This is a genomic window from Acinetobacter sp. SA01, from assembly GCF_011319235.1.
Lineage (GTDB): Bacteria > Pseudomonadota > Gammaproteobacteria > Pseudomonadales > Moraxellaceae > Acinetobacter.
On sequence record NZ_WXXM01000018.1, the window covers coordinates 1 to 14974 of the forward strand.

16 protein-coding genes and 1 tRNA gene are annotated in these 14974 nt (G+C 44.4%); 7 read left to right on the forward strand and 10 right to left on the reverse strand.

What is annotated here, in order from left to right; all coding sequences use genetic code 11:
• The 3 genes from GTU69_RS13820 to GTU69_RS13830 all read right to left on the reverse strand — a co-directional run.
• Nucleotides 1–254 (reverse strand): transposase (locus GTU69_RS13820; RefSeq protein WP_166169863.1); only part of this gene is annotated, 254 nt, incomplete at its 3' end.
• 132 nt (nucleotides 255–386) lie between these two features.
• On the reverse strand, nucleotides 387–1046 hold the full coding sequence (locus GTU69_RS13825) for a hypothetical protein (RefSeq protein ID WP_166171335.1): 660 nt from the start codon (nucleotides 1044–1046) through the stop codon (nucleotides 387–389).
• Between the two features lie 171 nt (nucleotides 1047–1217).
• Nucleotides 1218–1304: transfer RNA gene (locus GTU69_RS13830), tRNA-Leu, on the reverse strand.
• Between the two features lie 194 nt (nucleotides 1305–1498).
• On the opposite strand from GTU69_RS13830, the gene queA reads away from it, so the two are divergent.
• From queA to secF, 7 genes are all read left to right on the forward strand, one after another.
• The gene (queA, locus tag GTU69_RS13835; protein ID WP_166171337.1) at nucleotides 1499–2536 is read left to right on the forward strand and encodes a tRNA preQ1(34) S-adenosylmethionine ribosyltransferase-isomerase QueA; all 1038 of its coding nucleotides are present in this window, start codon (nucleotides 1499–1501) and stop codon (nucleotides 2534–2536) included.
• A gap of 26 nt (nucleotides 2537–2562) precedes the next feature.
• Nucleotides 2563–3591: a hypothetical protein gene (locus tag GTU69_RS13840; protein WP_166171339.1), complete on the forward strand. Its 1029-nt coding sequence runs from the start codon at nucleotides 2563–2565 to the stop codon at nucleotides 3589–3591.
• Nucleotides 3592–3620: 29 nt separating this feature from the next.
• Nucleotides 3621–4187: a LemA family protein gene (locus GTU69_RS13845; protein WP_086195835.1), complete on the forward strand. Its 567-nt coding sequence runs from the start codon at nucleotides 3621–3623 to the stop codon at nucleotides 4185–4187.
• A gap of 248 nt (nucleotides 4188–4435) precedes the next feature.
• Nucleotides 4436–5566, forward strand: coding sequence for a tRNA guanosine(34) transglycosylase Tgt (gene tgt / locus GTU69_RS13850; RefSeq protein WP_086195836.1), 1131 nt, complete (start codon nucleotides 4436–4438; stop codon nucleotides 5564–5566).
• 105 nt (nucleotides 5567–5671) lie between these two features.
• A complete protein-coding gene (gene yajC, locus GTU69_RS13855) occupies nucleotides 5672–6001 on the forward strand; it encodes a preprotein translocase subunit YajC (protein WP_086195837.1) in 330 nt (109 codons plus the stop codon).
• 51 nt (nucleotides 6002–6052) lie between these two features.
• Nucleotides 6053–7954 carry a protein translocase subunit SecD gene (gene secD / locus GTU69_RS13860; protein ID WP_166171341.1) on the forward strand — a complete coding sequence of 634 codons (1902 nt, stop codon included), beginning with the start codon at nucleotides 6053–6055 and terminating at the stop codon, nucleotides 7952–7954.
• Nucleotides 7955–7964: 10 nt separating this feature from the next.
• Nucleotides 7965–8933 (forward strand): protein translocase subunit SecF, encoded by a 969-nt coding sequence (gene secF, locus GTU69_RS13865; RefSeq protein ID WP_086195839.1) that lies wholly within the window; start codon nucleotides 7965–7967, stop codon nucleotides 8931–8933.
• Between the two features lie 119 nt (nucleotides 8934–9052).
• On the opposite strand, the gene GTU69_RS13870 is transcribed toward secF, so the two are convergent.
• Genes GTU69_RS13870 through GTU69_RS13900 form a run of 7 tightly spaced genes read right to left on the reverse strand, consistent with a single transcriptional unit; the run spans nucleotide 9053 to nucleotide 14957 of the window.
• Nucleotides 9053–9487, reverse strand: coding sequence for an excinuclease (locus tag GTU69_RS13870; RefSeq protein WP_166171343.1), 435 nt, complete (start codon nucleotides 9485–9487; stop codon nucleotides 9053–9055).
• A gap of 22 nt (nucleotides 9488–9509) precedes the next feature.
• Nucleotides 9510–10730: a beta-ketoacyl-ACP synthase gene (locus GTU69_RS13875; protein WP_166171345.1), complete on the reverse strand. Its 1221-nt coding sequence runs from the start codon at nucleotides 10728–10730 to the stop codon at nucleotides 9510–9512.
• Nucleotides 10730–11455: a 3-ketoacyl-ACP reductase FabG2 gene (locus GTU69_RS13880; RefSeq protein ID WP_166171347.1), complete on the reverse strand. Its 726-nt coding sequence runs from the start codon at nucleotides 11453–11455 to the stop codon at nucleotides 10730–10732. The genes GTU69_RS13875 and GTU69_RS13880 overlap by 1 nt, the downstream gene beginning before the upstream one ends.
• Nucleotides 11452–11889 carry a 3-hydroxylacyl-ACP dehydratase gene (locus GTU69_RS13885; RefSeq protein ID WP_166171349.1) on the reverse strand — a complete coding sequence of 146 codons (438 nt, stop codon included), beginning with the start codon at nucleotides 11887–11889 and terminating at the stop codon, nucleotides 11452–11454. The genes GTU69_RS13880 and GTU69_RS13885 overlap by 4 nt, the downstream gene beginning before the upstream one ends.
• Nucleotides 11886–13082: a beta-ketoacyl-[acyl-carrier-protein] synthase family protein gene (locus tag GTU69_RS13890; RefSeq protein WP_166171351.1), complete on the reverse strand. Its 1197-nt coding sequence runs from the start codon at nucleotides 13080–13082 to the stop codon at nucleotides 11886–11888. The genes GTU69_RS13885 and GTU69_RS13890 overlap by 4 nt, the downstream gene beginning before the upstream one ends.
• 11 nt (nucleotides 13083–13093) lie before the next feature.
• The gene (locus GTU69_RS13895; RefSeq protein ID WP_166171353.1) at nucleotides 13094–13657 is read right to left on the reverse strand and encodes a DUF3261 domain-containing protein; all 564 of its coding nucleotides are present in this window, start codon (nucleotides 13655–13657) and stop codon (nucleotides 13094–13096) included.
• A 1-nt stretch (nucleotide 13658) separates the two neighbouring features.
• Nucleotides 13659–14957, reverse strand: a complete 1299-nt coding sequence (locus GTU69_RS13900) for an NAD(P)/FAD-dependent oxidoreductase (protein WP_166171355.1) — start codon at nucleotides 14955–14957, stop codon at nucleotides 13659–13661.
• Nucleotides 14958–14974: the final 17 nt, after the last annotated feature.

Consider the following 14974-nt stretch of genomic DNA (forward strand, 5'->3'; position numbering starts at 1 on the left):
CTGATCCAGAATGCCTCGTAATCTAAAAAAAATTTATCCCATAATCCCTTACTTGCCCAGCGATTAAAGCGATTGTAAGCAGTTTGCCAAGGGCAAAGTTCTTGAGGAATATCACGCCATGTCGCACCCGTACGTAGTTTCCATAAGATAGCTTCCATGATATTTCTACTGTTTTTTGAACAGTAACAACCGTGTAATCGCATAGTATCTTGAATTTGCTGCCAAATATCATCAGTGAGAAGAGTACGTGCCATTGAAAAAATGTAGAAATGAAAAGAGCTTAAAGGAGGATTTTAAGCATTTAAAACCAATTCTTCAAATGAGGACACGCCCTAGAATATTTATTAATTTTTTCCATTTCCAAGAAATTTTTTGCCGCCTCGGGTCTAAGGCAATGCCACAACACAAGCAACGAAATCACAAAAAAGATTATAAAGAAAAAAAAACATAAGATAATTTAGATCATTAGATACAGTAAAATCCTCTTTTCTATAAGCAAATTTAAGATACGTAACAACAAGATATGGCGTTGAACCCAAAATATTAATCAAAATATATAAAATAGTTCCCAAATACCCATACCACTTTATTCTTTTTAGCGTGTATTTTGTCTTTAACTTATAATTATTACTTTCCTTATCTTTTTCTAAATAATCTTTCCCAAGTTTGTATAGCCTTACTGCCTTGTCTTTATCCCGACAGGATAAAATGTACTTAAGTAAATCTATATCTTTATTTTTTATATTTAAGTAATTCGCTAATTTAGAAACCTTTAAATGATATTGCAACTCATCAGAACACTCTAACAAAGTGTCACCCACTAAGAGTTTTTCCTGTTCATTAATTTGCTTATTCCTTTTTCTTCGCCTATGTTCACTAAATTCCCTCAAACCAGTAATTACCCCTGATTTAGCGATAAAGTAAATACTCGCAACCACAACAATTAGAAAAATAATTACGCATGTAAATTCTAATCCATAAGCACTTTCTAGTATTTTTAATGCAAACTGGTTTAGATTTAATTCTGCATTTAAATTTGCCGACATATTTCCCCTTTTCTATTCATTAATACTTTGTTAAATCAAACAACAATTTTTCAAATTTTTTATATAAAGTTCAAAATATATAATGCATATCCACGATACATCAAATCAATTTATTTTCATCAGGCAATAAAAAACCCCAAGACTTAATATGCTTGGGGTTTTTCAAAATCTTGGTCCCGAGGGTCGGACTCGAACCGACACGTCATCTCTGACAGCGGATTTTGAGTCCGCCGCGTCTACCAATTTCACCACCTCGGGAAAGGTGTTGCAAGCTGATTAGCTTGTGGTGGCTATATTACTCTCAAACTTGGAATTGTCAATTATCTAAATTAATCGATCGCTCAATTTTAAATCAAAATCAAAAACTTTGTTTTAAAAAACATCACATATCATCTGTTTTGTGCTTTTCCAGCCTATAATGCGGATGTTTTTCTTATTTCAATACATTGAAGATGCAACTTTCTGACTTTAACTTTGATCTCCCTGACGAGCTGATCGCCCGTTATCCACTTGAAACCCGTAGTGCTTCACGCCTTTTGCATCTTGATGCTCAAGGTCAATATCATGACCATCAATTTACAGATATTCTAAATTTACTGAATGAAGGTGATTTGCTGGTTTTAAATGACACCAAGGTCATGAAAGCACGTCTGAAAGGTAAACGTGCCACTGGGGGTGCGGTTGAAGTTTTAGTGGAACGCATGCTGGACAAGTTCATTGCACATTGCCATATTAAAGCCAGTAACTCGCCAAAAGAAGGCGCAGAACTGTTCATTGGTCCAGATGAAGTAAAAGTCACAGTCAAAGGTCGTCATGAAAACCTGTTCATTGTCGAGTTTTCTCAGCCCATTTTAAATGTTCTAGATTTATATGGTGCTTTGCCAATTCCGCCTTATTTCAACCGTGAAGCAGAATCAATTGATACCGAGCGTTATCAGACCGTCTTTAATGACCCAACTAAACTGGCCAGTGTTGCGGCCCCGACTGCCAGCCTGCATTTTGACGAAGCCCTGTTAAAAAAACTTGAAGAAAAAGGCATCCAGAAAACCTTTGTGACCTTGCATGTCGGTGCAGGAACCTTCCTTCCGGTACGGACTAACGATATTGAAAACCATATCATGCACAGTGAATGGTGTGATGTGTCTGATGAATCTATGGCGCTGATCAAAGCCACCAAAGCGCGTGGCAATAAAGTCATTGCTGTCGGTACAACTGCAACCCGTGCCACTGAAAGCGCTGCACAGGCCAATGGCGGTGAATTAAAAGGCTGGACTGGAGATACCCAAATCTTCATTTACCCGGGTTACGAGTTTAAAGTGGTTGATCGTCTGATTACCAACTTCCATCTTCCTGAATCAACATTATTGATGCTGGTTTCGGCATTGTCGAATCGTGATAATATTTTAGCTGCCTATCATCATGCTGTAGAAGCCAAATACCGTTTCTTCAGTTATGGCGATGCCATGCTGGTTGATAAAATCACACCTTAATTATTGTTGATAATAAGAAGTACGCCATGCCGCTCGATGCTGTTAAATATTCGATTCATATTCGACGTAAAAAAAATGAACGGGTTTTTAATAATATTGCGCGGCTTTGGGAGATTGCCCGCCAGGCTCAGACGCATCAGGATATTTTAGATGCCCTGCATCCCTGGAATGCCCCAATCGTGCTCAAATTTGAAAATGTTCTCCCGCTGCTTCTGGCAGCAGCAGGACTGTTTTTTATCCTGCTGATTTTTATCCATCCCGGTAATATCTGGATTCAGATCAGTCTGATCAGCGGTTTTTTTATGATTTTCTGGGCCTATATTAGCTACGAAGAAAGCAAGCCCGTTGATGAAGTCATCGAATATCTGGAACAGCAAAGTATTGCTAAAAAATACAATCTTGCCTTCCAGCAACAGCCACAACATTTTTCTGTGCCCCTGCAACCGGTTTTATTTATTGCCCATTTAAAGCGTTTATTTCCAGTCTTTCATCAGGGCAGCATTTCCAATGACTTTCCTTATTACGCCAGCACCCAATGGACTGATGATGAAGGTAAACAGCATCAGGTGATGGTATTTCAATATCATTATGTCAATGAAATCCGGATTCGTAATAAAGACGGCAATGAAGTACAGGTGAGTGAAGTACACAAAGATTTATGGGGTGTATTTGTTTTTGATGTGGAAGTACACGGTGTGGCAGTCACTACGGCCAACAAGGAGTTTTATTATCCTTACAGTTTTCCGTGGCATACCAGTGATATTCAAGTCAACCAGAAACTGAATATTTTTGGTAGCGATGAAATGCAGATGGCAAAACTGCTCACGCCTGCATTTGTGTTGAGACTGGATGAATTTTTTGCTCAGCGTCAAGGCGATTTAATTTTCCATCCCGACAGCCATATCTTATGTTTTTTAGGAACGGCCGATTTATTTCACATTTCAAGCCGGGCAAAAAATATTCACGATATTTCTGCATTACGTGGACACTTGCGTACTTTTAAACTACCGTATCTGGAAAGTTTACAGCGTGATTTAACGCAGTTTTTAAAATAACAATCTTGTAAATGTTTGGGGACAAATAAATGGGGTTATTGATTTTTTTATTGTTGATTATTGCCGTGATTGTAGCCTGTATCATGATTCGCAATAATATTGTGCGTCATCACAATGCTTCTATTCGTTCCTGGTCAGATGTGGCAACTTATGAGCGTCAGAAGATTAAAGTTCTGGATGGCTTGCAACCTTTGGTTGAACAATATTCCAATTTTGAACAAGGCACTTTGGAAAAAGTAACCGAACTGCGGCAGAATATTTTAAATCTCAATTTAAACAATGCTGATGTTGCCCAGTTGCAACGCGTTGAAAGCCTGAATAAGGAATTAATGCAGAGTCTCAATGTCGTGGTAGAGAACTATCCTGAGCTGAAAGCCAATGAAATTTATCTAAAAATGATGAATGAAATTGAAGAGCAAAATGAAAATGTCGGGGCAGCGATTACCATTTTTAACCGCAATGTTGAACTGTTTAATAACAATATTCAGATTTTTCCCAATAACATCGTCAATACCCTGTCACTCGGTAAAAAAGCCATTCGCCCCTTCCGCGATCTGGCAGCGACACAGAGTTTTGACTATCGACCTAATTTTTAAGTCATTGATATTAGAATAAATAAAAACATCGGCATGCAGAAAACCATCTTTTCTGTATGCCTCTCAGCAGGTCAAGCACAGCCTCACTTTTAGCTTATTTTCTTCGGCAAAAAAGAATCGAGTTAAAATTCGACAACACTGGCGTTTATGTGCGTAATCAAGGAAAATAGCGGACTTTTGGCGGCGAACTGTTTTTTCGCTCTTGCACTGCAACCAAAGCAGTGCTTTGCTCTCGTCCAGGATATTTTATGAAGTTTGAAAAATTAGGTCAGTCGGGCCGTGCCCGTCGTGGTCGCTTAACGCTGGAACACGGTGTGGTGGAAACCCCCGTGTTTATGCCTGTCGGTACCTACGGTACAGTCAAAGGCATGCTCCCACGTGATGTAGAAGATATTAAAGCCCAAATTATTTTAGGTAACACCTTCCATCTCTATTTGCGTCCCGGCCTAGATGTGATTCGTGAACATGGCGGTTTGCACGAGTTCATGAAGTGGAACAAACCGATTTTAACCGATTCAGGCGGCTTCCAGGTTTTCAGCCTCGGTGCCATGCGTAAGATTAAAGAAGAAGGTGTAACCTTCCGCTCGCCAATTGATGGTTCAAAAGTCTTTTTATCACCTGAAATTTCAATGGATATTCAACATACCTTGAATTCAGACATCGTGATGATTTTTGACGAATGTACGCCTTATCCGGCGACGCGTGAAGAAGCACAAAAATCTTTGCAGCTTTCACTGCGCTGGGCAAAACGCTGTAAAACCCATCACCATGATGTATTAAAAAATAAAAATGCCCTGTTCGGTATCATTCAGGGCGGTATGTATGAAGACCTGCGTGATGAATCGCTGGCAGGCTTAAAAGAAATCGACTTCGATGGCTTTGCTATTGGCGGTCTTTCTGTCGGTGAACCGAAAGAAGAAATGATCAAGATTCTGGATCATCTTCCACCGAAAATGCCGGAAAATAAGCCACGTTACCTGATGGGTGTCGGCAAGCCTGAAGATATCGTGGAAGGCATCCGCCGTGGTGTGGATATGTTTGACTGTGTCATGCCAACCCGTAATGCACGTAATGGTCATTATTTTGTGACAGACGGTCTGGTGCGGATTCGTAATGCCAAATATCGTCATGACCAAAGTCCACTCGATCCAGACTGTGACTGCTATACCTGCCAAAACTTCACCCGTGCTTATCTGTTCCATCTAGAAAAATGCGGTGAAATGCTGGGTTCCATGCTGGGTACTATTCATAACCTGCGTTATTACCAAAGGTTTACACAAGACATCCGTGATGCATTAGATAATGGTACTTTTGATGAATATGTACAGGATTTTTATGCGCGTCGTGGTCTAGAAGTCCCACCTTGTCCTGAAGATTAATCTTTCAGTATTTGCGCTGAAGAAAAAGACAAGGTAAATTGCTGAACAAGTTATCTTATTTATCATCATATTGTTGATATACATTTTTTAGTTTAGGAAATTGAAATGAGCCTTTTTATTTCTACTGCTCACGCAGCAGGTGAAGCTGCACAACAACCAAGTTTGGTAACCAACCTTTTGATGATTGCGGTATTTGTCGCAATTTTCTATTTCCTGATCTGGCGTCCTCAAGCGAAACGCGCGAAAGAACACCGTACCCTGGTTGAAAGCCTGGGTGTAGGTAGCGAAGTAGTTTTTGCAGGCGGCCTGATGGGCAAAATCACTAAAATTGAAGGCGATTTTGCAGTGGTTGAACTCAGCCGTGGCGTAGAAGTAAAAATTCAGCGCGCAAGTGTGATTTCAGTTCTTCCTGAAGGCACATTAAATAATCTCTAATCAAAATTAGTCGTGCCCTAGCACGACTTTTTCATTTTAAGAAGAAAACAGATGCGTTACCCAGCATGGAAATATCTGCTGATCCTTGTGGTTTTGGTGATCAGCACATTATACGCGCTGCCTAGTTTGTACCCCGATGAACCTGCTGTTCAAATTTCCGGTGCCAAAGCCGGCACCCAAATTGACCAGAGCATCGTACAAAAAGCAGAGCAATTATTACAAAGTGAAAAAATTTCAAGCCATGACAACAGCTTTAGCAATAATGCTGCCCTTTTACGTCTCGACTCCTCTGAAGCACAGTTAAAAGCCAAAGAAGTATTGCGTCGCGGATTGGGTGATAATTATGTTGTTGCCTTGAACCTTGCCCCAACCACACCTGAATGGCTGCAAAAAATTGGTGCCAAACCAATGAAACTGGGTCTGGACTTACGTGGTGGTGTGCACTTCCTGCTTGAAGTGGATATGGACAAGGCCATCAGTCAGCGTATGGAAACATCGGCGACTGATCTGCGTCGTCAATTGCGTGACAACAAGCTAAAATTCAACAGCCTGTCATTGAATAACAATACCATTACCGTTCAGTTTGCCAATAACGGTGACCGTGAAGCCGTGATGGATTTCTTGCGTCGTAATGGCAATGAATTCAACCAGCAAGCAATTGCCTCGGAGTCCGGTTCAACTTTACGTCTGAACTATACAGACGTGCGCAAGCAGGAAATTCAGTCTTATGCCGTTAACCAGAACTTAACCACTTTACGTAACCGTATTAACGAGTTAGGTGTAGCGGAAGCATTGGTTCAAACTCAAGGCAGCAACCGTATTGTAGTTGAACTTCCGGGTGTTCAGGACACTGCTGAAGCGAAACGCGTCTTGGGCCGTACAGCCAACCTGGAATTCCGTCTGGTTTCCGATTTGAATGACCAGTACATCGATCCGTATACCGGAAAGTCTACAGCTCAGGCTCTACCTCCGGGTACTGAAGCTTTTGCTTATGAATCGTTGGATAGCGGTCGTGAGTTATTACTGAACCGTAACCGCATTCTGACCGGTGAACGTGTTCAGAATGCCTCTAGCGGCTTTAGCCAGGATACTGGTGGTGCTGAAGTAAACATTACTTTGGACAGCGCTGGCGGTAAGTTAATGGCAGATGCTACCCGTAATGCGGTTGGTAAACGCATGGCGGTATTGTTCATCGAGAACAAGCAGAAAATCAGCTATGTTCCAGATCCTGTAACTGGTGCGCAAACTGAAGTTCGTACTCCTTATGCAGAGTCTGTGATTATCAATGCTGCAACCATTCAAGCGGTGTTAGGCTCTCAATTCCGTATTACCGGTCTGGATTCACCACAGGAAGCGGCTGAACTTGCCTTGATGCTTCGTGCCGGTGCACTTGCAGCGCCGATGTACTTCGTTGAAGAACGTGTGGTTGGTCCGAGCCTGGGTCAGGAAAATATTGACAAAGGCGTGTTATCGACTCAAATCGGCTTCCTTCTGGTTGCGATCTGGATGGTGGTGTTCTTCCGTCTGTTCGGTGTAATTGCCAACTTTGCACTGGTGTTTAACCTGGCTATGATCCTGACCGTCATGTCATGGATTGGCGCTTCCCTCACCCTTCCGGGTATTGCCGGTATCGTGATTACCATTGGTATGGCGGTCGATGCCAACGTACTGATCTGTGAGCGAATACGGGAAGAAATGAAATGGGGCGCCTCGCCCAAACAGGCGATTGTCGCCGGTTATGATCGGGCCTATAACACCATTTTTGACTCGAACTTAACCACCTTCCTGGTTGCATTCATTCTGTTTGCCATTGGTACAGGTCCGATTAAGGGCTTCGCGGTGACATTAATGATCGGTATTGTCTGCTCGATGTTTACAGCCATTACGGTAACACGTGCCATCGTACAGCTTATTTATGGCAAAAAACGTAACTTGAAAAAGTTGAGCATTTAGGAGATCGAAGATGACTGATATGACTCAACCGAAAAAGAAATACGGTCGCCCGGATGATGAGCGCATCATTGACTTTATGAAGATTGCCAAACCTGCGGCAATCATCTCTATTCTTTTAACCCTGGCCAGTATTTTCTTTATTGCCACCAAAGGTCTAAACCTCGGTCTGGACTTTACTGGCGGTGTTTCTGCCGAGCTGAACTATAAACAACCGGCCAATCAGGTCGAAGTTATTCAAGCTTTGAACCAGGCCGGTTTTAAAGATGCTGTGGTACAAACCCTCGGCAGTAACAAAGACCTCTTGGTTCGTATGCCTGTTCAGAACATTGAAGTAGAAGATCTGAATAACGCCATCACCAAAGCAGCACAATTACCGAATAACCCTGCTGAGGTCCACAAAGTGGATTCTGTCGGTGGACAGGTCGGTAACGAGCTGTATATTCGTTCGGCAGGTGCTGTAGCCTTGGCGTTACTGCTCATGCTGGTTTACGTGACCATTCGTTTTGAATTCAAGCTGGCGGTAGGTGCGGTACTTTCGTTATTCCATGACATCATTGTCACCATTGGTATTTTTGCCATGATGCAATGGCCGTTTGATTTAACCGTACTGGCAGCTATTCTTGCGCTGTTAGGTTTCTCGTTAAACGATAACATTGTGGTATCCGACCGTATCCGTGAAAATTTCCGCAAGATTCGCGGTGCCTCACCAGTTGAAATCGTCAATATCGCGTTGACTGAAACCTTACGTCGTACCATCCACACCTCCATGACCTTATTGCTGGTCGTTGTCGCGATGATGTTCCTGGGCGGTGAAGGTCTACACTGGTTCTCGATTGCAATGTTTATTGGTGTATTTGTCGGTACCTATTCTTCAATTTATATTGGTACTGCATTTGCCTTATGGCGCGGTCTGAACCGTCAAGACTTTATTGTACAGGTGAAACCTGAATTTGATGAAGAACAGGAAATTCCAAAGTAATTTCTGTGCTTTCTTTAAATTCGATAAAAAAGCCCATCATCTGATGGGCTTTTTTATGCAGGTCAAAAATATAAAATGCTGTACGAGATCTGAAATTTTATCCGTATGAATGCACAAGCTTATAGTTTTGCAAGATCCCCTTTTAAGGCTACACCGGCAACCGCAGTTCCTTTGGCACATTGATAAGTGGTGGTACTGCGGGTTTCATTGGACTTATAGAAACTCACGATATTGGTCACAGCGTTGGCCCCTTTGGCTTTTGCCGTGTTCTGAAATTGAATCAAGGCTGAACGCAAAACATGATCGCATGAGCTTTCAGCAGACTTGGCAAAGCCATTAGTTTTCTTGTTGCTTACCAAACCTTTTTGAATGACTTTTCCACCCGCACGTGTACCCGCCAAGTAAAACTTAACCGAACCATCCAGCGTACCGTCACCAACGGCACGACTCACCGCTTCCTGAAAGTTGAAGTCATGCATTTGGTCTGCAGCTTGAGCTGAAACCACTCCACCCAAACACAATGCAGCTGTAAGTGTTAATTTCTTCATCAACATGATGTATACCCTCTAGTTGTTGTTAGACACGTTTAAAGATCAGGGAGGTATTAATTCCTCCAAAAGCAAAATTGTTACTCATAACTATGTCGGCATGCATATTTCTTGACTGTTTGACAATGTAATCCAGATCGCCACAGACCGCATCAATTTCATCCAGATTTAATGTCGGTATAAACTGGCTACGCTGCATCATTTCAATACTGAGCCAGGCTTCAATTGCCCCACATGCGCCCAGCGTATGCCCGAAATAGCTTTTTAAAGAGCTGATCGGTTTTTTACCCAGTACGCGAGCAGTAGCTTGCGTTTCGGCAATATCACCCTGATCGGTGGAGGTTCCATGCGCATTGACATAGTCCACTTGGTCTGCTGCAATTTGCGCATCTGACAGAGCCAACTGGATACAGCGTCCCATCATTTCAGCATCTGGACGGGTGACATGCTGACCATCGGTGTTGCTGCCGTAACCGATGATTTCTGCATAAATTTTGGCACCACGTGCTTGGGCATGTTGATATTCTTCCAGAATTAAACAGCCAGCGCCTTCACCGACCACCAGACCATCACGTTTGCTATCGAATGGACGCGGCGTTTTTTCCGGATGCTCATTTTGACTACTGGTCGCCATCAGCACATCAAACACCGCGGAACCTGCGGCACTAAGCTCCTCGGCACCCCCTGCCAGCATTACAGTCTGCTTGCCATATTTAATGGCTTCATAGGCCTGACCAATCGCCATGGAACCTGAAGTACAGGCACTGGATGTCGGTAAAGTTAAACCTTTCAAGCCAAAATAAACGGTCATGTTGACGGCACTGGTATGCGACATCATGCGGATATACGTGGTGGCATTCAGCTTGTTCATGTTGTTATCAATCAACATGCTGCCAAACTCGCCAATTGCATCGACACTGCCGGCAGATGAACCGAAGGCCACACCAGTCTGGCCACTGTTTAAAATCGGGTTATTTAACAGACCTGCATCTTCCAAGGCTTTTTCAGCACAGACCGTGGACATTAAAGCCACCCGACCCATGCCGCGTGTCACTTTACGGTTAAAATGTTTAGGAATAGTATAGGATTCGACCGGACCACCCAGTTTGCTGCGCAAGTCGGTATACACTTCCCAGTCCGGCATATAGCGGATACCACTTTTTCCCTGTTCAAATTGACTAAAAATCTGATCTGCGGTTTCACCTAAAGAGGTGATTCCGGCCATGCCTGTCACTACAACACGTTTCATCAAATCAAGCCCCCATTGACAGAAATCACCTGTCGGGTGATATAACTGGCATCATCACTGCATAAAAATTTCACCACTTTGGCGACTTCATCGACATGCCCCATGCGTTGTAATGGAATCATTTTCAGGGCATGTTCTTTCACTTCTTCAGTGACCATTTCGGTTTCAATCAGACCCGGTGCCACACAGTTCACAGTAATCTTGCGTTTCGCCAGTTCCAGTGCCAAAGCCTTGGTCGCGCCAATCAGGCCGGCTTTGGCGGCACTGTAATTGACCTGTCCCCGATTACCCATCAAACCTGAAACCGAAGATAAAGTCACAATGCGGCCGCCCTGTTTCAACCGAATCATCGGCATCACCAAAGGTTTGAGTACATTGTAAAAACCGTCCAGTGAGGTCGAAACCACCTCATCCCAGTCACTGTCGGTTAAGGCCGGAAATGCCGCGTCACGGGTTAAGCCTGCGTTCAATACCACACCATAAAATGCGCCATGCTCGGCAACATCCTGTTCCAGCAATTGCAGCACTTTTTCACGTTCATTTACATCAAATAACAGTGCATGGCTGGCTTGGCCTAAAGCACGGATTTCTTCAACCACCTGTTCGGCTTCTTGTTGTCTGGAGCGTGCATGGACGGTTACATCAAATCCTGCCTGTGCCAGTTGCAAGGCAATGGCTTTACCAATTCCACGGCTTGAGCCTGTTACTAAAATTCGTCTACTCACACTGTATCCTTAAGTTTTTCTTTCATTTCTGGCGGCTCAAATACACTCAACATGGCACTAAAGCGATGTTCCCGGTATTCAATTTCACATTGAAACTGCCCCAGCCCCTCATGTAAATAACCTTGTTCCGCTTTAATCCTGACGGTTTCCCCTAAAGCAAAATAAGGCACAGGCAATTGCATTTTACGCGTGCCCAATAAAAAACCAATTTTAGGCGGCAAACCTGACATTTTCCCTTTATATCCTGCATAAGCACTAATGGTCTGCGCCATCAGTTCAATACTGCTCCAGGTCGGCAAGCCTTCCGCTTCACAAAACATCAATTCGGGACGAATCACCAGTTCGGCAATGGCAAACACGTCACTGGCTTCAATCAGATGATCGACAAACACCATCGGCTGTTCATGCGGGATAAACTGTACTACATCCATCATTTCAGTTTTGTTCCAAAAATTAGGCTGATATTGCTGCCGCCAAAGGCAAAAGAATTACTCATGACATATTCTATCGGTTGTTGCAACTGCGCATTCAGCACATAGTTGGCTTCATCCAGTTCCGGATCAATACTGCCTGAATGATGCAGCGGCAGCCAGGACTGATCGGCTAACACCTGCTGGCAAATTACGGCTTCAATAGCTCCTGCTGCACCCAGACAATGCCCGGTTTTATGTTTGCTGCTGCTGATCGGTACTTCATATTGCTGGAATACCGTCTGCACGGCTTTGATTTCCATGGCATCATTTTGCGGCGTTGCCGTTCCGTGCATATTTAAATAGCCAATCTCGCTGGCGCTAATGCCGGCCATATCCAGCGCCTTTTGCATGGCTTCGGCAGCCCCTTTGCCTTCCGGATGCGGTGCAGAAATATGCCAGGCATCCATCGACTCACCGGCGGACATCAGCATCACAGGGGCGGTTTCTTTGGACAATAAAAACAGTCCCGCCGCTTCGCCAATATTGATGCCGTCACGCTGTGCACCACAGGGCTGACAGAGACCATTGGACAGGCTTTCCAGACTGTGAAAACCATTTAAGGTCAAGCGGCACAAGGTATCAACACCACCGACCAGCACCGCATCTGCCAGACCAGCATTAATCAATCGCTGTCCTGCCGCCATAGCTTTGGCACTGGAAGAACAAGCCGTGGAAATGGTATATGCTGGACCTTCCCAGCCCAGATACATCCGTAGGCCTTTGGCCAGACTACCCATTTCCTGTTTATAGTGATTAATTTCAATTTTGCTGTGATGGTTAAAATACTGTTTCAACAATATTTCATTGTCAGCAATGCCGGAGGTCGATGTGCCGAGAATAATTGCCAGACGTTTGCGATCAAACTGCGCAGTATAATCTCGGATTTCGCTTTCAATCGAGCTTAACGCCGTTAAAGCAAAACGTAGATTACGCGAATCAACATCCTGCAAAAATGAGGGAACAGTTTCGATTAAAGGCTGCTGATAGGCGCCTACCCAGACCTGTTTTTCCGAAATAAATCCTGAACGAAGGCTCAAGGTATTTTGCTGCTTGGTCAGCGCCTGTCTGATCTGTTCAGCGGTATTTCCGAGTGCAGATAGACCGGCACTCAACTGAATGCCGACTGCAGGATATTGTGTGATTTTATCGCCCATGCTCATCCCCCTTATTCAGTGCTTTGCACATCCGGGTTTTCCCCCTCTGTGCTGGTCAGGCCTTCGCTGATAGGACTGATGACCATCTGGTACGGCACCTGCAGATTGTTCAGCTCAATGGCCCCGTCCTGCTGTTGAATATTCAGTACATACTGCTGATTGATCCATACTTTCCGGGTCTGAGCCGAAGTTTCAATGTGGACATTCTGCTGCAAGCGGGCAAAATCCGGATAGGTGGCATAGAGAATGTCGCGCACCACAAATTCAAATGGCAACAGCTTCATTGGTGCAATGCGCTGTTCGACATCAACCTTGCGGCCATCAAAACTGAGCTTGAATAACTGCTGCCCGGTCAGGGTCAAAGCCAACATTTCCAGCTTTTGACCTTTTTGTTGCTGATACAGTAAAAAGCTGAAACTGTGCGCTTTCCATTGAATTTCTAACTGATCCTGACGCTGGTAGTTTTGTGCAGTCCAGGTAGCCGTTGCCAGACCTGGTGCTTGAGGCAGCATGGACTGGCAGCCACTGCATAGCAGGACTGCACCAAGCAAAATCCCCGTCCATTTCAGTTTCATTCTAGGCACCGTTCATCTCGATGTGTTGTAACTGCGGATCACAGCAATATTCTGCCAGCGTGCTTAAACGCTTTTTGGCATTTTTATAAATTGGATTGCTGCTGTCCCAGGCATAGCCGGCCAGTAAGGAAGAGACCATGCGGCGGATTTTATCATCCTGATTTTTCGAGAACACCACATCCTGAAATTCACCGCTGTACCATGATTCCACATAGGCACGGAACACCTGAATACCGGCACGTAGCGGTTTTTCATATTGCTCCGTCCAGTCGACCGGCTGTCCTTGCAGCTGCTGATCAACCAGCGGAATGGCCAGACTGGCAGATTTCAGGGCAATGGTCACACCGGAAGAAAATACCGGGTCGAGGAATTCACCGGCATTACCCAATAAAGCATAGTTACGCTTGGCCAGATGTTTGACATCGGCAGAGTAGCCCACCAGGGTACGCACCGGCATGTCAAATTTGACATTGCGCAGCACATGCGACAGGCTTTCTTCATCTGCCAGAATCCGCGGCAACAAGGCATTCAGATCATAATCGGCACTGCCATCAAAGCCATAGCGTTCAAAGAAATCCTGCTCGGCTACGACCCCGAAAGAGGAACGGCCATCAGCAAATGGAATCAGCCAGTACCAGGCACGTGGGTCTTTGGCATGTACCGTAATCAGGATTTTTTCCCGGTCAAATTCCGGGTCATCCAGAATGCCATCTTCAATATGAGTAAACACGGCACGACGTACCGGAAAATCGGATGGGCTTTCCAGATCGAGGAATTTCGGTAAAATCCGGCCAAAACCGCTGGCATCGAGTAAAAATTTACCCTGAATCTGATAGACCTGCTGCTGTTCGTCTTTAACCGTGAGTACGGGATGTTCTGGTACCACATCAACATCAATCACTTCATGACCGAAACGGATGTCGGCACCGTATTTTTCTGCCTGCTGTGCCAGCAAATGGTCAAAATTGGCACGGCGCACCTGCCAGGTGGTGCCGGGACCATCACTAAATTTCTCTCGGAAATCATAAAAACTGCGCTGCTGCCCCTTTAAAAAAGCCGCGCCATTTTTAAACTGGAAGGCAAACTGTTCGACATGCTCACGCACCGTATCCAGCAATCCGGCTTCCTCTAAAAAAACCATCGATTGCGGCAGTAATGATTCGCCAATGGAAAAGCGTGGAAAATGCTGTTTTTCGATGATCGTGACCTGATAGCCTTTCTGGCGCAGTAATGCTGCTGCCGAACTCCCCGATGGCCCTGCGCCAATAATCAATACATCTGTGTGTTGCATGGTGCTCATTGCACTGTACCTTATTT